Source organism: Comamonas squillarum (genome assembly GCF_025309455.1).
GTDB classification, from domain to species: Bacteria; Pseudomonadota; Gammaproteobacteria; order Burkholderiales; family Burkholderiaceae_C; genus Comamonas; species Comamonas squillarum.
Window position 1 is genome coordinate 3,152,164 of the sequence record NZ_CP104377.1, and the last position, 18,404, is coordinate 3,170,567.

16 protein-coding genes and 3 tRNA genes are annotated in these 18,404 nt (G+C 64.5%); 8 read left to right on the forward strand and 11 right to left on the reverse strand.

What is annotated here, in order from left to right; translation table 11 throughout:
• Positions 1–19 precede the first annotated feature (19 nt).
• From N4T19_RS14595 to N4T19_RS14610, 4 genes are all read right to left on the reverse strand, one after another.
• Positions 20–105: transfer RNA gene (locus tag N4T19_RS14595), tRNA-Tyr, on the reverse strand.
• Between the two features lie 153 nt (positions 106–258).
• Positions 259–335: transfer RNA gene (locus tag N4T19_RS14600), tRNA-Arg, on the reverse strand.
• A gap of 352 nt (positions 336–687) precedes the next feature.
• A tRNA-Arg gene (locus tag N4T19_RS14605) sits at positions 688–763 on the reverse strand.
• Positions 764–877: 114 nt separating this feature from the next.
• Positions 878–1,513, reverse strand: coding sequence for a TetR family transcriptional regulator (locus tag N4T19_RS14610; protein WP_116926847.1), 636 nt, complete (start codon positions 1,511–1,513; stop codon positions 878–880).
• Positions 1,514–1,734: 221 nt separating this feature from the next.
• On the opposite strand from N4T19_RS14610, the gene N4T19_RS14615 reads away from it, so the two are divergent.
• From N4T19_RS14615 to N4T19_RS14630, 4 genes are all read left to right on the forward strand, one after another.
• On the forward strand, positions 1,735–3,063 hold the full coding sequence (locus N4T19_RS14615; protein WP_409935114.1) for an efflux RND transporter periplasmic adaptor subunit: 1,329 nt from the start codon (positions 1,735–1,737) through the stop codon (positions 3,061–3,063).
• Between the two features lie 15 nt (positions 3,064–3,078).
• The gene (locus N4T19_RS14620; RefSeq protein WP_260718408.1) at positions 3,079–6,297 is read left to right on the forward strand and encodes an efflux RND transporter permease subunit; all 3,219 of its coding nucleotides are present in this window, start codon (positions 3,079–3,081) and stop codon (positions 6,295–6,297) included.
• Positions 6,290–7,729 (forward strand): efflux transporter outer membrane subunit, encoded by a 1,440-nt coding sequence (locus N4T19_RS14625; protein WP_116926845.1) that lies wholly within the window; start codon positions 6,290–6,292, stop codon positions 7,727–7,729. Before N4T19_RS14620 ends, N4T19_RS14625 begins: the two co-directional genes overlap by 8 nt.
• Before the next feature lie 194 nt (positions 7,730–7,923).
• Positions 7,924–8,811, forward strand: coding sequence for a c-type cytochrome (locus N4T19_RS14630; protein ID WP_260718411.1), 888 nt, complete (start codon positions 7,924–7,926; stop codon positions 8,809–8,811).
• 29 nt (positions 8,812–8,840) lie between these two features.
• Here the strand turns inward: N4T19_RS14630 and N4T19_RS14635 are convergent, their stop codons facing one another.
• Entirely contained in the window at positions 8,841–9,410 is a 570-nt protein-coding gene (locus tag N4T19_RS14635) for a DUF2946 family protein (protein WP_260718413.1), read from the reverse strand.
• Between the two features lie 130 nt (positions 9,411–9,540).
• Between N4T19_RS14635 and N4T19_RS14640 the strand changes: the two genes are divergently transcribed.
• The 4 genes from N4T19_RS14640 (at position 9,541) to N4T19_RS14655 (ending at position 12,916) form a co-directional block, all read left to right on the forward strand.
• Positions 9,541–10,143 carry a LemA family protein gene (locus N4T19_RS14640; RefSeq protein ID WP_021027151.1) on the forward strand — a complete coding sequence of 201 codons (603 nt, stop codon included), beginning with the start codon at positions 9,541–9,543 and terminating at the stop codon, positions 10,141–10,143.
• A gap of 4 nt (positions 10,144–10,147) precedes the next feature.
• Positions 10,148–11,086: a TPM domain-containing protein gene (locus tag N4T19_RS14645; RefSeq protein ID WP_260718417.1), complete on the forward strand. Its 939-nt coding sequence runs from the start codon at positions 10,148–10,150 to the stop codon at positions 11,084–11,086.
• A complete protein-coding gene (locus N4T19_RS14650) occupies positions 11,086–11,604 on the forward strand; it encodes a TPM domain-containing protein (protein WP_182343998.1) in 519 nt (172 codons plus the stop codon). The genes N4T19_RS14645 and N4T19_RS14650 overlap by 1 nt, the downstream gene beginning before the upstream one ends.
• 121 nt (positions 11,605–11,725) lie before the next feature.
• Positions 11,726–12,916: a DUF1624 domain-containing protein gene (locus N4T19_RS14655; RefSeq protein ID WP_260718420.1), complete on the forward strand. Its 1,191-nt coding sequence runs from the start codon at positions 11,726–11,728 to the stop codon at positions 12,914–12,916.
• Positions 12,917–12,930: 14 nt separating this feature from the next.
• Here the strand turns inward: N4T19_RS14655 and N4T19_RS14660 are convergent, their stop codons facing one another.
• The 6 genes from N4T19_RS14660 to N4T19_RS14685 form a co-directional block, all read right to left on the reverse strand.
• The gene (locus tag N4T19_RS14660; protein ID WP_116926839.1) at positions 12,931–13,320 is read right to left on the reverse strand and encodes a Fur family transcriptional regulator; all 390 of its coding nucleotides are present in this window, start codon (positions 13,318–13,320) and stop codon (positions 12,931–12,933) included.
• A 150-nt stretch (positions 13,321–13,470) separates the two neighbouring features.
• Positions 13,471–14,805, reverse strand: a complete 1,335-nt coding sequence (locus tag N4T19_RS14665) for an OprD family porin (protein WP_260718423.1) — start codon at positions 14,803–14,805, stop codon at positions 13,471–13,473.
• A gap of 32 nt (positions 14,806–14,837) precedes the next feature.
• Complete coding sequence (locus N4T19_RS14670) at positions 14,838–15,251, reverse strand: pseudoazurin (protein ID WP_260718424.1); 414 nt, start codon at positions 15,249–15,251, stop codon at positions 14,838–14,840.
• 48 nt (positions 15,252–15,299) lie between these two features.
• Positions 15,300–16,103: an ABC transporter ATP-binding protein gene (locus N4T19_RS14675; protein ID WP_260718426.1), complete on the reverse strand. Its 804-nt coding sequence runs from the start codon at positions 16,101–16,103 to the stop codon at positions 15,300–15,302.
• Positions 16,100–17,170, reverse strand: a complete 1,071-nt coding sequence (locus tag N4T19_RS14680) for a FecCD family ABC transporter permease (RefSeq protein ID WP_260718428.1) — start codon at positions 17,168–17,170, stop codon at positions 16,100–16,102. The genes N4T19_RS14675 and N4T19_RS14680 overlap by 4 nt, the downstream gene beginning before the upstream one ends.
• A 24-nt stretch (positions 17,171–17,194) precedes the next feature.
• Positions 17,195–18,217: an ABC transporter substrate-binding protein gene (locus N4T19_RS14685; RefSeq protein WP_260718430.1), complete on the reverse strand. Its 1,023-nt coding sequence runs from the start codon at positions 18,215–18,217 to the stop codon at positions 17,195–17,197.
• Positions 18,218–18,404: the final 187 nt, after the last annotated feature.

The following is an 18,404-nucleotide window of genomic DNA, read 5'->3' on the forward strand; positions in this document are numbered from 1 at the left end:
TTTCTTCTTCAACCATTTCTGGTGGAGGGGACTGGATTCGAACCAGTGTAGGCGTAAGCCAACAGATTTACAGTCTGCCCCCTTTAGCCACTCGGGCACCCCTCCGAAGAAGAACTAGATTGTAGCATCATTTTTGGCTGTTTTTAGAAACTTCCGATTTCTCGCAAATTTCTTCAAGGGACGCAACCCGAACAAACCCGAAAACAATGCTTCACTCTATATAAAAAGCCCCGAGACCTGAATCTCGAGGCTCTTAACTGGTGCGGCTGGCAGGAATCGAACCCACGACCCCTTGGTTCGTAGCCAAGTACTCTATCCAGCTGAGCTACAGCCGCTAAGCTGCATATTGTAGGCGGTTTTTGAGTGCCTCAGACGAATCGGCCAGGTTTTTTCAAAAAATCGTGCGAAAGCTGTGCGATCCGTCGCAGCGATGGCGCACATGGGGCCTCTTTCCTCTTTAATACCTGCAGAGACACATAGCAATGCCCAACCAGCGACACGCAAAGGCCTGGTAGCCACCGCTGCGCAACGCCTCCCTCCGCAGAATGCAGCCCCATCTGCAGCCGGGCAACCCAACAACCGCACACCAGCAGCACCCAATAGGCATCAGGCACCAGGCAACAAAAAACCCGCACTGCGGCTCCACAGGCGGGTTGGCGCTGCTCTGGCAGCGCACAAAGAAGGCGTTGGTGCGGCTGGCGGGGATCGAACCCACGACCCTTGGCTTCGGAGGCCAATACTCTATCCACTGAGCTACAGCCGCACAAGCTGCAGACGCCAGGCGCTGCAGATCAACCCGCAGATTATGGCATGGCTTGGATGCCCTGGCCGTTCAGTTGTCGCGCGGCATCGCACCTGTTGCCGGCACCACCAGCCTTCAGGCACCCGCAGGCAGCTTGCCGGGGCCAAAGCCCAGGCCTGCCAGATAGGCTTCGACCGCTTTTTCACCCATGCTGCGCAGCGGAAAGTTGCCTTCATTGAGCACCCAGCCATGGATCAGCCCCACAAACAGGGAGTGCAAGCCCAGCGCCGCCTCCTGGGGCGTCATCTGCATCTGCACCCGGTCCCGGCTGGCGGCCTCTTCCAGATCCGCGGCAAATTTGCGCTGCGAGCAGGCAAAACTCTCGACATGGCCTTCGCGCACACTCTCTAGCTCACCGACGTATTCGAGCTTGAACAGCGCCGTGTCAAATACCTTGCGGCGGCGTTCATCCCCATCCATACTGTCGAACACCGCATAGATGGACCGGCGAATGCGGTCCAGCGGTGCGAGGTCACCGTATTTGTCATCACAAATTTCCTCGAAGGGCATGCAAATGCGATCGAGCATCGATGAAAACACATCGACCTTGTCTTTGAAGTGCCAGTACACCGCCCCGCGGGTCGCACCTGCCCGCTGGGCGATTTCGTTGAGTGAGGCGCGCGCAACGCCTTTCTCAAAGAACACCTGTTCTGCCGCATCCAGCAGCTTGATGCGGGTCTCATCTGCCTCTGCTTTGGTACGTCGGGCCATCGCGTGTATTCCGTTCTTGCAAGCACATGACCCCTGTTTGTCAACCCAAAGGCCATGCGTTATTTATCAAATTTCGACAATTATACATTTGCGCATGTATGTATAATCGCGCAGCAATTTCATGGGAATTGAGGATCATCCGCGCCCGGATGTGAGACAAGCCCTAGAGGAACCTCCGGGTTCTCCATCTTTACCATTTCTCATCTACCGAAGGGACTTTCATGCAGCAGATGTATGAAGCAAACCAATCTACCGGGAACCGCCCAGCCGCTACCAGCCCACGCCGCAAAACCGGCGTGCTGGCCCTGACGCTGGTCGCTGCCCTGGTCTTGACCGCCTGCGGCAACAAGAAAGACGAACACGCAGCCCCACAAGGAGGCGCGCCCAAGCCGCCTGAGGTCAGCGTTCTGACGGTGAAGCTGGAGAGCATTCCCGTGGTCTCCGACCTGCCCGGTCGCCTGGAGCCCGTCCGCGTCGCCCAGGTCGGCGCGCGCGTAGCGGGCATATTGCAAAAGCGTCTGTTCACCGAAGGCTCGGACGTCAAGGCCGGCCAGGTGCTGTTCCAGATCGATAATGCGCCCTACCGGGCCAACTTGGAAAGCGCACAGGCGACTCTGGCCCAGGCCCAGGCTACGCTGGCCCAGGCGGCATCCACCGCCCGCCGCTACAAGCCCCTGGTCGAAGCCAACGCCATCAGCAAGCAGGAATACGACGTTGCCGTCGCCAACGAAAAGGCAGCACAGGCCCAGGTCGCGGCCGGCAAAGCTGCAGTCACCAATGCCAACATCAACCTGGGCTATGCCTCGGTGACGGCTCCGATCTCCGGCCGCATTGGCCGCTCTTTGGTGACCGAAGGCGCGCTGGTGGGCCAAAGCGGTGTGACCGAACTGGCCGTGATTCAGCAGATCAACCCGCTGTATGTGAACGTGACGCAGTCGTCGTCCGACATCCTGCGCATGCGGGAGGCCCTCAAGTCCGGCAAGCTGGCCAAGGCCGGTGACAACGCCGCCAAGGTCATCGTCTACACCGACGACGGCAAGCCCTATGCCCACCCCGGCAAGCTGCTGTTCACCGATCTGACGGTGGACCCTGCCACCGGCCAGGTGAGTGTGCGCGCCGAGCTGCCCAACCCCGAAAACCTGCTGCTGCCGGGCATGTATGTGCGTGTGCACATCCAGGAAGCCCAAGTGGAAAACGCCGTGCTGGTGCCCCAGCAGGCCGTCACCCGCAATGAAAAGGGCAACATCGTGATGGTCGTCGCTGCCGATGGCTCGGTCAGCCCACGGCCGGTGCAGATCAGCCAGTCCAAGGGCACGAACTGGGTGGTCAGCGAAGGCCTCAAGGCGGGCGACCAGGTCATGGTCGATGGCTTCATCAAGCTGGGCATGGGCGCGACACACGTCACGCCGGTGCCATGGAAGAACCCGAGCGACAAGGCGGCAGCGCCAGCGGCTCCCGCAGCCGGGGCAGCGCCCCAGGCTGAGGCACCCGCGGCGGACAAGCCCGCCGCCTCGCCAGAAGCTGCAGGCAACACCGCCGCCAGCAAATAAACAGGACACAGCGGAATGTCAAAGTTCTTTATTCACAGACCGATTTTTGCCTGGGTGATCGCGATCTTCGTGGTCCTCGCAGGTATCGTGTCCATTACCCGACTGCCGGTGGCGCAGTTCCCGAGTGTGGCGCCGCCCACCATCACGGTGACGGCGACCTACCCTGGCGCAACCGCGCAAACCCTGACTGACTCGGTGCTGCAACTGATCGAGCGGGAAATCAACGGCGCCGAAGGCCTGATGTACATGTCGTCGTCCGCCTCTGCCACCGGCAGCGGCGAGTTGACCGTGACCTTCGAGCCCGGCACCAACCCCGACCTGGCCCAGGTGGATGTGCAAAACCGGCTGGCCCGCGCCACGCCACGCCTGCCCAGCATCGTGCAATCGCTGGGGGTGCGTGTCGACAAGTCGATGAGCAACTTCCTGATGATTCTGACTTTCCAGTCGGACACCGGGGAGACCTCGCGTGACGAAATCTCCGATTACGTCAACCGCAATGTGGTGCCGGAAATCCAGCGTCTGAACGGCGTGGGCAAGGCCCAGCTGTTTGCGGCCGGCCGCGCGATGCGCGTCTGGGTCGACCCTGCCAAGCTGCAGGGCTACAGCATGTCGATCGCACAAATCAATGCCGCCATTGCCGCGCAGAACCAGCAGATCTCGGGCGGCGCGCTGGGCGATACGCCGAGCCTGCCGGGCACCATGATGAATGCCACGATCGTCGTGCCGGGCCAGCTGTCCACGCCCGAAGAGTTCGGCGAGGTGGTGCTGCGCTCCAACTCGGACGGCTCGACCGTGCGCCTCAAGGACGTGGCCCGCGTGGAGCTGGGCTCCGAGAGCTATGCCACCAACTCGCGCCTGGATGGCAAGCCCGCCGTGGCGCTGGCCGTGCAGCTGACCTCGACCGCAAACGCGATGGCCACCGCCAAAGAGGTCTACAGCAAGATGGACGAGCTCGAACCCTTCCTGCCAGCCGGCGTGAAGTGGGCCGCGCCGTATGACACCTCCAAGTTCGTCAAGATCTCGATTGAAAAAGTGCTGCACACGCTGCTCGAAGCCATCGTGCTGGTGTTCATCGTGATGCTGATCTTCCTGCAGAACATCCGCTACACCTTGATCCCGACCATCGTCGTGCCCATTGCGCTGCTCGGGGCCTTTGCGGTGATGTACAGCGTGGGGCTGACCATCAACATTCTGTCGATGTTCGCGATGGTGCTGGTGATCGGTATCGTCGTGGACGATGCGATCGTGGTGGTCGAGAACGTCGAGCGGATCATGTCCGAAGAGGGTTTATCGCCCAAGGAGGCGACGATCAAGGCCATGGGCCAGATCCAGGGCGCCGTGGTCGGTATTACCGTGATTCTGGTGACCGTGTTCATCCCGCTGGCCATGTTCTCGGGCGCGACCGGCAATATCTACCGCCAGTTCTCGCTGGTGATGGCGATCTCGATCTTCTTCTCGGGCTTCTTCGCGCTGACCCTGACGCCTGCGCTGTGCGCCACCATGCTCAAGCCCATTCCCAAGGGCCATGCGCATGACAAGAAGACCGGCCTGCTGGGCCCCTTCTACAACTGGTTCAACCGCATGTTCGGCAAGGCCACCAAGGGCTACCAGAAGACCCTGGTCGGCGTCGTCAAGCGCACTTTCATGGCCTTCCTGGTCTATGCCGCGGTGATCGTCGGTGTGGTGTTTGGCTTCAAGGCGCTGCCCACCGCGTTCCTGCCGGTGGAAGACCAGGGCTATGTGATCTCCTTGGTGCAGCTGCCCCCAGGTGCCACCCAGGAGCGCACCAGCGAGACCATGAAGCAGCTCGAAGACTTTGCCCTGGCGCAACCTGAGACGGCCAACATCGTGAGCATTCTGGGCTTCAGTTTTGCCGGTCAAGCGCAGAACATGGGTCTGGCCTTCACGGTGTTCAAGGACTGGTCCGAGCGCACCGCGCCGGGCTCGGACGCCTCGTCGTTCGCCGGCCGTGCCATGGGCGCGATGATGAGCCTGCGCGATGGTTTCATCTACACCCTGGTGCCACCATCGATCTCCGAGCTGGGCAACAGCGATGGCTTTACCTTCCGTCTGCAGGACCGGGGCAACCATGGTCACGCCGAGCTGCTCAAGGCCCGCAATGACCTGATCGCCAAGGCCAGCAAGAGCCCGATCCTGACCGGCATGCGCTTTGACGGTGTGGACGACGCGCCGCAGTGGCAGGTCGATATCAACCGCAATGCGGTGTATGCGCAAAAGGTCAGCATGGGCGATATCGCCACCACCTTGTCGACGGCACTGGGCTCGAGCAACTCGACCGACTTCCCGAACAAGGGCTATATGCAGCGCGTGACCATCCAGGCCGACGCCGCCACCCGCATGCAGCCCGAGGACGTGCTGAAGCTGACCGTGCCCAATGCGGACGGCAAGCTGGTCGAGCTCTCAACTCTGGTGACGGCCAAGTGGATCACCGGCCCGATGCAGATGTCGCGCTACAACGGCTATCCGTCGATGAGCATCACCGGCCAGGCCAAGCCCGGCTACACCACCGGTGACGCGATGGCAGAGATGGAAAAACTCTCGGCCGAGCTGCCCCAAGGCTTTGGCTATGAGTGGACCGGCCAGTCGCTGGACGAAAAGAAAGCCGGCTCGTCGGCGATGATCCTGTACGCGTTCTCGATCCTGGCGGTGTTCCTCTGCCTGGCAGCGCTGTATGAGAGCTGGAGCATTCCGCTGGCCGTGCTGCTGGTGGTGCCGCTCGGTGTGTTGGGCGCCGTTGCCGGTATGCACCTGCGTGGCATGCCCAACGACATCTACTTCCAGGTGGCGCTGATCACCGTGATCGGCTTGTCTGCGAAGAACGCCATCTTGATTGTGGAGTTCGCCAAAGACCTGCACGACCAGGGCATGAGTGCGCTCGATGCGGCGCTCGAAGCCGGTCACCTGCGTTTCCGCCCGATCCTGATGACCTCGCTCGCGTTCATCCTGGGTGTGGTGCCGCTGTACATCGCCTCGGGCGCCAGCGCCGTGAGCCAGCACGAGATCGGCACCGGCGTGTTCTGGGGCATGATCATCGGCACCTTCCTGGCCGTGTTCCTGGTGCCGGTGTTCTTTGTCGAGGTCTTCCGTCTGTTCGGCCGCAAGGGCGAGCAGAACCAGGGACCGCAAGGCAGCCCGCCCGCGCCGCATTCGCCTGACCGCGGACATGACGCCGTTCTGTCTGCCAATGTGGGGAAAGGAACCCACCATGAATAAGAAACTGATCCCAACCGTTTTGGCTGCAGCGCTGCTGGCCTCGGGCTGCTCGCTGATTCCCTCACTGGACAAGCCCGCCAGCCCGGTGGCGGCGCAGTACCCGGTGGCCACGGAAGAGACGCAGCAGGCCGCTGCCGATATTCCCTGGCAGAACTTCTTCACCGATACGCGCCTGCAGCAGCTGATCCAGACCGCGCTGGACAACAACCGTGACCTGCGCGTGGCGGTGCTCAACATCGCCCAGGCCCGTGCGCTCTACCAGATCCAGGACGCCCAGCGCTTTCCGGAAGTGGGCGTCTCGGGTGCGGCCTCGCGCCAGCGCAGCCAGATCACTGGCGGCTATGCGAATGCCTTCAGCGTAGGTGTCGGCATCCAGAGCTGGGAGATTGACTTCTTTGGCCGCATCAGCAGCCTCAAGGAGCAGGCTCTCGCCCAGTACCTGGCCACCGAAGAAGGCCGCAAGTCGGCCCAGATCAGCCTGGTGGCCTCGGTTGCCAATGCCTGGCTGACCCTGCAGGCCGACGAGGAGCTGATCGACATCTCGCGCCGCACCTTGGAGACGCGTGAGGAATCGATCAAGCTGTCCAAGCTGCGCCTCGATGCCGGTGTGGCCTCGGAGCTGGACTACCGCCAGGCCCAGTCGCTGACGGAAAACGCCAAGGCCACCTTGGCCCAGCAACTGCGCCAGCGCGCGCTGGACGTCAACGCCCTGACCTTGCTGCTGGGCCAGACGCCACCGGCCGAGCTGCTGACCAGCCTGCAGGGCAAGCGCCTGACCGATCTGCCGGTGATGGCCGATGTACCAGCGGGCCTGCCCTCGGACCTGATGCTGCGCCGCCCCGACCTGCGCCAGGCCGAGCAGACCATGATCGCCGCCAATGCCAACATTGGCGCGGCGCGTGCGCTGTTCTACCCGGCGATCTCGCTGACGGCCAGCGCCGGCTTTGCCAGCTCCGAGCTGTCCGACCTGTTCGACTCCAAGTCCAAGGGCTTCACGATCGCGCCTTCGCTGTACCTGCCGATCTTCAATGCCGGCCGCAACCAGGCCAACCTGGAAGTGGCGCAGGTGCAGACCCAGATTGCGGCTGCGCAGTATGAGAAGGCCATCCAGACGGCGTTCCGCGAAGTGTCGGATGCCCTCGTCAGCCGCCAGACGCTGTCCGACCAGCTGCAGTCGCAGCAAGCCCAGGTCGAGGCCGAGTCGGCACGCCTGAAGCTGTCGGACCTGCGCTACAAGAATGGCGTGGCCAGCTACCTGGACCTGCTCGATGCGCAGCGCTCGCTGTTCACCTTGCAGCAAGCCGTGGTGCAAGTGCGCCTGACCCAGCTGCAAAACCAGGTCGGCCTGTACAAGGCACTGGGTGGCGGCTGGACCGATCCGGCACCGGCCGACACTGTCGCACAGGCGGCCCCGACTGCTGGCAAACCATAGGTTCCTGCCCGCGACTGCGGCCCCACAATGGCTTGCCAGACCTGCTGGCAAGCCATTTTTTTATGCGCGCGCGGTGCAACTGTGGTTGTTTACCTGCAGGTATTTGCCCGGAGGCCCTGCCAAAAAACCCGTCGATATAATGATTTTGGCCTCTGCACGATGAACAACAAGCCCACAGAGAATTTGAGGAAGCCATGAGCGACATCCAGCAAGAAGAAGCACATACAGGCCCCGTCAAATCACCCAAGCAATTTTTGTGGACGGTGATCTTTGCTTTTGTGATCCCGGTATTTGCCATCATTGGCCTGGTGACCTTTGTGACCTCGGCCAACAAATCCGGCCCTGGCGCGGCCGATAACGCAGGATCCATCGAAAGCCGGCTGCAAAAAGTGGGCTCGGTCGAAATACGCGACGCCAACCGCCCCCTCAAATCCGGCCAGGAGGTCTACCAGGCGCAGTGCGCCACCTGCCATGCCACCGGCGCCGCCGGCGCCCCCAAGTTTGAAGATGCTGCTGCCTGGGCGCCGCGCATCAAGACCGGCCTGGAAGCGCTGGTGCACTCGGCCCTGGCCGGCAAGGGCGCCATGGCCCCGCAAGGCGGCGGTGACTTTGAAGACACCGAAATCGCGCGCGGCGTGGTCTACATGGCCAATGCTGCAGGCGCCAAGTTTGACGAACCCCAGCGCCCGGCCTCTGCCAGCGCCGATGCGGCGGGCAGTGCCACCCCCGCCACTGCTGCTGCGGCTGCACCGGCTGCCACTAGTGCCCCTGCTGCGGCAGCCTCCGAGCCAGCAGCGGCCGTAGCCGCAGCGCCCGCAGCCGCTGCTCCCACAGCCAACGCCGCCGCCAATGGCAAGGCGCTGTATGACAAGGCCTGCTTTGTCTGCCATGCCGCTGGTGTGGCAGGCGCGCCCAAGTTCGGTGACAAGGCCGCCTGGGCACCCTATATCGCCCAGGGCATCGACAGCATGGTGAAGATTGCCATCAGCGGCAAGGGCGCAATGCCCCCGCGCGGCGGCTCCAGCGCATCGGATGAAGAGATCCATGCGGCGGTGCAGTACATGGTGGAGCAAGCGCAGTAACCAAGCCGCCCACCGCGCGACCTAAAAGATCAAGCCTGGCCCGCCGCCTTCAGCGCAGCGGGCGAGCGCACAAAGCCATAGCGCTTTTCCAGCAGCACGCTGGCCACTTCGGTGGGCTCGGGCAGCAGGCCCTGCTCGAGGGCCTGCGACACATCCAGCACATCCTGCGTATGCACAATGCCCAGCCCCTGGTCCGTGTGCAGGTAGACGGCGCCTTGCTCATCGGCCAGCACGGCCTGCACCTGCGCAGGCGCCAGCACAGCGCCGGTATGGGCATGCAGATGCAGGGCCTCATCGCGCCACTGCGCACGCCAGACCCAAGGGGTGGCCTCCAGCTCCACAAACACCTGCTGCGGGCCGTTCTGGAAATACCAGCAGCCCTGGGCATCGGCGAGGTAATTGCGGGCAATGAACTGCGCGAGCTTGTCATGCTCCACCCGCGAGCCCTTGGCGCCTGGCAGGCCACTGGTAAAAGCACCGACGGCCTGGGCCTGCGCATCGCGCAGCCACCAGTTGCCGCGCGCATCCAGCGCCAGCCAGCCCCAGCAGGCGGGCACGTTGGGCCATTTGGCCATGGCTTGTTTCACGATATCGTCCATCTGCTGATCCTACTGCATGCGCTGACGCCGACATGCCGGTCATGCGCCCCTCAGACCGTCAATAATCGCTGACAATGGGCCGCTGCCAGATCGGTAACAATGGCGGCTCTGAACATGGCGAGGAGCCCTCATGAACGCATGGAAACGATTTCTGGTGGTCGCAGCCGCAGCGCTGGCACTGACGGGCTGCGGCTATAACGATTTTCAACGGCTGGACGAAGAATCCACCGCCGCCTGGAGCGAGGTGCTGAGCCAGTACCAGCGCCGTGCGGATCTGGTGCCCAACATCGTGGCCTCCGTCAAGGGTGAGGCCAACTTCGAGCAGGACACGCTCACCAAGGTGATCGAAGCGCGGGCCAAGGCCACCTCGATCCAGGCCACGCCCGAGCTGGTGAACAACCCCGAGGCTTTCAACAAGTTCCAGCAGGCCCAGGGCGAGCTGTCGAGCGCGCTGTCGCGCCTGATGGTGGTCTCGGAGCGCTACCCCGAGCTCAAGGCGAACCAGGCTTTCCGCGATCTGCGCGTGACGCTGGAAGGCACAGAAAACCGCATTGCCGTGGCGCGGGACCGCTATATCGGCACCGTCAAGGCCTACAACATCAAGGCCCGCGTGTTCCCCACCAACCTGACGGCCAAGGTCTTTGGCTACCAGCCCAAGGCCAATTTCACGGTGCAGAACGAGGCCCAGATTTCCCAGCCGCCTAGCGTCGACTTCTCGTCCGAGCGGAAGTAAGCGCATGGCCCGGATGCCCGCTTGGCGCCCGCCGCTGGCCTGGGTGCTGGCCCTGGCAGTGGCCGTGCTGCTGCCCTGGCTCAGCGCGCCAGCGCGCGCTGCCGTGCAGCCGGTGCCCGCACTCAGCGCCCATGTGATCGACCAGACCGCCACCTTGAGCGCGCAGGACCAGGCCCAGCTCGAAGCGCAGCTGACGGCGCTGGAGCGCGACACCGGCGCGCAGGTCGTGGTGCTGATGGTCGCCAGCACCAGCCCCGAAGACATTGCCGCCTATGCCCAGCGCGTGGCCAGCACCTGGAAGATTGGCCGCAAGGAGGTGGGCGATGGCCTGCTGGTGCTGGTGGCCAAGGACGACCGGCGCATGCGCATCGAGGTCGCCAAGACCTTGGAAGGCGCGATTCCTGACCTGCGCGCTGCGCGCATCATTGACCAGACGATGGCACCGGCTTTCCGCGCCGGCAACTTTGCCGCCGGCATTGGCGACAGCCTGGCCCAGATCAGCGCGCTGATCAAGGGCGAGGCGCTGCCGCCGCCCCGCAGCACGCCCCCCGCCCGCAACCAAGCGTCGTCGGCCTTGCCCGATGACCCGGCGCAGCTGCTGCTGTTCTTCTTTATCTTTGTGATGGTGGGCGGCAGCGTGTTGCGCAGCATGCTGGGCCGCGCGCTGGGCTCGCTGACCACCGGCGGCGCAGCTGGCCTAGTAGCGGCCTGGCTCACCTCCAGCGTGCTGCTGGGCATTGGCGCTGGCGTTGCTGCGCTCTTTGTGGTCTTGCTGGCCGGCACCATGCGAGGGGGCAGCTCGATCGGCGGCGGTGGTGGAGGCTTTGGCGGCGGAGGCGGCTTTGGCGGGGGTGGATTTGGTGGCGGCGGCGGTGGAGGCGGCGGATTCAGCTCCGGCGGCGGCGGCAATTTTGGGGGCGGTGGCGCCTCGGGGAGCTGGTGATGGGCCATTGGTTGCAACGCTGGGGCAGGCAACTGCGCCACCGCTTTCTGGAGCGCGATGCCTCCCATGCCTTGCCCGATGACGCAAGGCAGCGCCTGGCGCAGGCCATCGCGGCATCGGAGGCCAGGCACAGCGGCCAGATCCGCGTCTATGTGGAAAGCGCCCTGCCCTGGAGCTATATCCGCCGTGATGCGCCCGCGCGCGAGCGCGCGGTGATGCAGTTTGGCAAGCAGCGCGTCTGGGATACCGAGCACAACAATGGCGTGCTCATCTACCTGCTGCTGACCGACCATGCGATCGAGATCGTCGCCGACCGGGCCGTCTCGCGCTGCGTCAGCGGCCCGCAGTGGCAGGCGATGGTCGACAGCCTGGCTAACGACCTGCGCAGCGGCCAGTACGAAAAGGCCTTGCTGGCGGCCATTGGCCAGGTTTCGCACCATCTGGAGCAGCAGTTCCCACGCGGCGCCGCACCCTCGGCGGCAGGTAACGAACTCGATGACCAGCCGCTGATCGGCTGAGCACGGCGCACGGGAGGCGAATTTCTGCCTCCCAGCCCAACCGGGCAGTCGATATAAATGATAATGCGCAATCAATATCATTTGATACGCCTTTCGCCCGCCCTTCTCGCCTGCCTTCTCCATGTCCTCCGACACCCCCATCCTCCCCCGCAGCCCTGCTGCCGGTCTGCCGGGCGCCAGCCGCCTGCAATCGATTGACGCCCTGCGCGGCCTGGTCATCCTCTTCATGCTGATCGACCATGTGCGCGAGACCTTCTACCTGCACCACCAGGTGCCCGACCCGATGGATGTCTCCGCCACCGCACCGGAGCTGTTCTTCAGCCGCTTGCTTGCCCACCTGTGCGCGCCGGTGTTTGTGCTGCTCACGGGCCTGTCAGCCTTTTTGTACGGCAGCAAGTACGAAGATGGGCGCGCGGCGGCCTCGGGCTTTCTGTTCAAGCGCGGGCTGTTTCTGGTGCTGCTGGAGGTGACCGTGGTCAACTTTGCCTGGACCTTCCAGTTCCCGCCCACCAAGATCTTCCTGCAAGTGATCTGGGCCATTGGCCTGTCGATGCTGATGCTGTCGGCCCTGGTGTGGCTACCGCGCCGCCTGATCATTCCACTGGGCCTGCTGCTGGTGGCCGGCCACAACCTGCTCGACCACCTGCACTTTGCGCCCGACCATGCGCTGCACACGCTGTGGGCCGTGCTGCATGACCGGGGCTGGATCGAGGTGAGCGAGACCCTGCGCCTGCGCACCTCTTACCCCCTGCTGCCCTGGATCGGCGTGATCGCACTGGGCTATGCGATGGGCCCCTGGTTTGCCAAGGGTGCCGATGCACTGCAGCGCCAGCGCCGCCTTTTGACCTGGGGCCTGGGCCTGTTGGTGGGTTTTGTGCTGCTGCGTGCCACCAACGTCTATGGCGACAAGCCCTGGGTGGTGGACGATTCGTTCCTCGTGAGCGCCATGGGCTTTTTGAACATCACCAAGTACCCGCCATCCCTCTTGTTTCTGGCGCTGACCCTGGGCATCGGCCTGCTGCTGCTGCGCGCCTTTGAGCGCCGGCCACAGATGCGCTGGCTGGCACCGCTGACGGTGTTTGGCGCCGCGCCGATGTTCTTTTATGTGCTGCACCTCTATGTGCTCAAGTTTCTCTACCTGGGCGCGCAGGCGATCTGGGGCAACAACCAGGGCGAGCTGTTCGGCTTTGGTTCGATGTGGATGGTCTGGCTCAGCACCCTCGCCCTGGGCGTTGCGCTCTACCCGCCGGTCAAGGCCTTTGCCGCGTTCAAGGCCCGCCGGCGCGATATTGCCTGGCTCAAGTACCTGTAAGCCGCCGTGATAGCTTAAGCCGCAGGGCCCGCGCCGCTGCGGCAATCCTTGCACTGGCCGTACAAGGTGATCTCATGGCCCTCCACCAGAAAGCCCGGCGGTGCCATGCCCTTGAGGTCGCCCGGGCAGGCCTGGATATCAAACACCCGCCGGCAGCTGTTGCACTGGAAGTGGTGGTGGTGGTCATGCGTGGCCGGCTCATACAGCGGCAGGCCACCGGGCAAGGTGACCACGCGCAGCAGGCCCTCTTCGGTCATCAACTTGAGGTTGCGGTAGACGGTCGCAATGCCCAAGGCCGGCAGCGCAGCACCCGCAATCTCCAGCACCTCTTGGGGTGAGAGTGGACGGCCTTGCGATGCAAAGGCATCGGCGATGGCGGCGCGCTGGCGGGTAGGACGTTGCATGGTCTGACAGGGGCGTTCCGAAGAACGGATGGGCAATCGGGGGAGCGCCCATCATAGCCGCTTGGGCTGCGGCCTGCAGCCAGGCAGCGCTGGCGGGCAGGCCACTGCCCGCCATTGCCCTCAGTGGCCCTCCGTCGCCGCGCTGGTGCCTCAGAAAATCTGCAAGGGCATCTCCGCCAGCAGCCGCACCTGGTTCACATTGAGCTCACCCTGGGTTTGGTTGGCCCGGTGCACGCCGTAGCGCAGCTGCAGCGCCAGCCCCTTGGCCTGGCCTTGCTGCACGGTGTAGCGCAGCAGCATGTCGCGCTCCCAGTGGCGGCCGCCACGGCCGCTGGCGCCCAGGTAGTTGGCGTACACGCTGCCGGCGCGGCGGTAGTCAATGCCCGAGCCGCGTGTATAGGCCACGCCCGCGCGCAGGCCCGGTGTCAGCCACTGGCCCAGATCGGCCTCGTACTTGAGCTGCCAGGACGCCTCATGCGGCGCATTGAAGTCCGACAGCTGCATCGCGTTGTCCAGCCAGATGGAGCCCCGGTTGACATAGTCGAACGGCGTATCGCCATCGACCTTCTGGTAGCCCAGGCCCAGCTGGTGCATGCCGGCCGCATAGGTCGCCATCAGGCTCCAGGTCAGGTTGTCCACCCGGCCGGCCTTGGCCGCGCCGGTGTCCTTGTTGCGGTACAGGTTCAGGCTCAGCGAGAGGCTTTGCTTCTCGGCCAGCGCCTTTTTGTAGACGCCGCCCAGGTACCAGGTGTTCCAGACATCCTCGTATTGGCCGACGTAGCTCGACAGGCTCAGCCCGCTCCAGGGCGTAGTCCAGCTGCCGCCGGCAAAGCTGAAGGCATCGCCTTGCACGCCCGAGTAATTGGCCAGCAGGGGCTGGCCATTCTTGCGCGCATTGCGGTCGGCCCAGCGGGTAAAGCGACCGGCCTGCAGCGTCAGCTGCGCAATATCGTTGCTGCTTATCTGCCAGCCCCGGTTGGTCTCGGGCAGCAGGCGGGTGTCGGACGAGTGGAAGATCGGGTTCTTGGTGCGCATCTCACCCACCTTCAGCTCGGTCGACGACCAGCGCAGCTTGAGCGCCGCCCCTGCGCGGCCAAAGCTGTCCTGCAGGTCCGTGCCGTCCTTGGCGATATAGCGCGGGTTGCTGCGCACCTTGTCGGCCTCCGAGCCCAGGTTGATGCCGCCATAGGCATGCGCATCCAGCCCCAGGCCGACCACCCCCTGCGTGTAGCCCGAGCTGAAGTTCATCATCAGCCCATAGGCTGCTTCGGCGGCCTTGTCCGAGCGCGCGCCGCCGGACACCACGCGCGTGCTGTCACCGCGCCGGTAGTCCAGCTGCTCATACACCATGCGGTTGACCATGCCCAGGCTCGTACCCTCGATCAAGCCCTTGGCCTCGTCCTGCGCGCCGGCCTGTGCCTGGCCACCCATCACAGCCAGCAAGGCCAGGCCGCTCGCCCGGGCGATCCATGTGAAATTGTTCATTGTCTTGTGTCGCTAAAAATCACTGCAGCCATTCAGCGCGGCGCCGAGGCGCGGCTGACGATGTCCTTGAAGCGCTGCTGCGCGCGCTCGGGCACCTCGGCGGGCACCTGCAGGCCGGGCAGCGGCGCATCGCCCACCTGCACCAGCATCACCATGCCCATGGCGTAATGGGGCAGGCACTGCACGCCATACAAACCTGCGGCATCAAAGCTGACCTCGATCTCCTCGTTGATCTTGCCCTTGAAGGGCTTGGCACCGGCGGGCGCCATGCCCGGGATGCTGACCGCATCGTGACCGCTGCTGCTGGCCAGGAACTTGACCTTGTCGCCCGGCTTGATCTGCAAAAACTCGGGCTCATAGGTCATTGCGCCGGTGGCGCTGCGGTTGCGCATCTTGACTTCAAAAGTCTCTGCGCCCGCCTGGCTGCACAGCAAGCTGCTCAACACAACAGGTAGCCAGATTCGGTGGTTCAGGGTGGGCATATCGGCTCACAGTCAGGAAGAAGAAAGCGGGCGAAAACGCAGCACGCGGCTGCCGTCCCAGGGGTCGACCAGCGCGCTGGCCTCGACGCGAAAAACTTGCGCCAGCAGCGCGGCATCGAGCACCTGCTCGGGCCTGCCCAGCGCAACGAGCCGGCCTTGCTGCATGACGGCCAGCCGGTCGCAGGCCAGCGCCTGGTTCAGGTCATGCAGGGCCACGACCTTGGTGACGGGCAAGGCGCGGATCAAGGCCATCAGCGACAGCTGCTGGTGGATATCGAGGTGGTTGCAGGGCTCATCGAGCAGCAGCACACCGGGCTGCTGCGCCAGCGCGCGTGCGATGTGTACGCGCTGGCGCTCGCCGCCCGAGAGGCTGTGCCAGGCGCTGTGGCGGCGGTCCGCCATGCCCACGGCATCCAGGGCCTGCTGCACGGCCTCCCAGTCCTGCGCGGCAAAAGGCTGCAGCGCCGACAGCCAGGGCGTGCGCCCCAGCGCCACCGCGTCTTCAACGCTGATGGCATCCTGCGTCTCGGCCATCTGCGCCACCAGGGCCAGCTCGCGCGCAATGGCGCGGCGCCCCCTCTTGTGCAGCGGCTGACCCTGCAGCAGCACCTGGCCCTCGTTGGGCCGGATCACACCGGCGAGCAAGCGCAGCAGGCTGGATTTGCCCGAGCCGTTGGGGCCGATCAGCCCCAGCATTTCGTGGCGCTGCACCGGCAGGCTGAGCTGCTCGACAACCGGCCGGCCCTGCAGGCGCAGGCCCAGCGCACAGGCCTGCAACACGGGTTGATCCGCCGTGACCAGAGGTGCCGCCGTCATCCGCGCCTCCGCTGGCTTTGGAGCAGGATGACGGCAAACACCGGCGCCCCGACCAGGGCGGTGATGACGCCAATGGGCAGCACCTGGCCCCGGATCAGGGTGCGCGAGAGCACATCGGCGGCGATCAGAAACACCGCGCCCATCATCGCGCTGGCAGGCACCAGTCGCCGGTGGCTGACGCCGACCAGCATGCGCGCGGCATGTGGAATCACCAGGCCGACAAAGCCGATCGCGCCAACGATGGAGACCATGACGGCCGTCATCAGCGCCGCGGCCAGCAGCAGCACCAGTTGCACACGGCGCACCGGCACGCCCAGCGCGGCCGCCGATTCGCTGCCAAAGGTGAAGGCATCGAGCGCGCGCGTATGCAGCAGGCACAGCAGCAAACCGGTGATCGCGATGCAGGCCGTGAGCACGGTATCGGGCCAGCGCACGCCGCTCAGGCTGCCCAGCAGCCAGAACATGATGCCCCGGGCCTGCTCGGCACTGCCCGACTTGGTGATGATGAGCGAGGTCAGCGCATTGAAGAGCTGCGAGCCCGCAATGCCGGCCAGCACAATCTGGCCGCTGTTGCGCAGCCCGCCGCTGCCGGCGGCGTGGGCCAGCAGGGCGACCAGTGCAAATGCGCAGAGCGCGCCAAAAAAGGCGCCCACGGTCATCGAGATGGCGCCCGCGCCGATGCCCACGACGGTCACCAGCACTGCGCCGGTGGAGGCCCCGGCAGAGATGCCGAGCAAATAGGGTTCGGCCAGCGCATTGCGCAGCAGCGATTGCAAAATGACGCCCGAGACCGCCAGGCCCGCGCCGCAGCTGGCCGCCACCAGCGCGCGGGGCAGGCGGTAGTTCCAGACAATGCCCTGGCTGATGGGATCGATGGCGTAGTGGGCACCGGCCAGCTTGTTGGCCACCACCTGCAGCACCAGGCTGGGCGACAGCGCCGTCTCGCCAATGGCGATGCCCAGCGCCACGCTCAGCAGCAGCGCCAGTGCCGCGCCCAGGCACCAGGCGGCCCCATGCAGCGGCCTGCGCAGCGCCGATGGGCGCGCTGATGCCGTTGCCACCATCATGCAGAGCCTTGCATCAGCGGCTGATCAACGCGCGGCCGCTGGGCCGAGCTTGCGTACCGCATCGCTGATCTGCTCCATGCCATCGACCAGGCGGATCGAGCCTTGCAGCGCATCGGCATCAACAATGACGATGCGGTTGTTCTTGACCGCATCCATGTGCTGGGTGACCGGATCCTTCTTCAGAAACTCCAGCTTCTTTTGGTAGTCGTCCGCAGGGAAGCGGCGGCGGTCCATGCGGGCGATCACCAGGACCGAGGGGTTGGCCTTGGCAATCGTCTCCCAGCCCACGGTGGGCCATTCTTCGGACGAGTCGACGATATTGCGCAGGCCCAAGGTCTGCAGCATGTAGCCGGCAACGCCATTCTTACCAGCCATATACGGGTCGATGGCCAGATCGGCGCTGGAGAACCACAGCGCAGCCGAGAGGTTCGGCTGCTGCGCCGCCTGGACCTTGGCGACCGCTTTGGCCTGGCGCTCGCGCAGGTCCTTGACCAGGCGCTCGCCCTGGGGCTGCACATCAAAGAGCTGCGCCAGTTGCGTGATGCTCTTGTAGAGCGCCTGCACATCGTAGGCCGCGGTGCGGGTGCCATCGGCGCCCTTGAGGTTGTTCTTGCCTTCACAGTCGGAGGGCATCGCATAGGTGGCAATGCCCAGGTCATGGAACTGCTCGCGCGTGCCCACGACGCCGTCCTTGCCGACCATCCACTCGAACTGCGACACCACCAGTGCCGGGCGCTTGCCGATCACCGACTCGAAGCTCGGGTCGTTGTCCGCAAGGCGTGGCACCTTGTCATTGATCGCCTTGAACTGGGGCAGCACGGCGTTGAACCACAGCGAGGTGCCCACCAGCTTGTCGCCCAGACCCAGCGCATACAGCATCTCGGTGCCGGCCTGGCCGATGGTGACGACCGAGGCGGGCGCCTGCTTGAGGGACACCGCGTAGCCGCAGTTTTGCAGCTGCATCGGATAAGGGGCAGCCCAGGCGGACAGCGAGGTGAATACACAGGTAGCCAACAGGGCAGGCAGCGCAAAACGGCGAACAGGCATCGGAATCGTCTCTCCAGGTAGAGGCTGGGCATGCGGGCCGTGCGAGCCGATCCGGTGCGGGGCGCTGCCCGGTGGAGCCAGGACAGGCTTGCGCAGACGAGACGCTGCTCACCGCCCGGACACCCCGCCGGTCATGATCAAAACACACGCACATCCGCCATGAATGGGTTTGCATCACCGGCGTTTG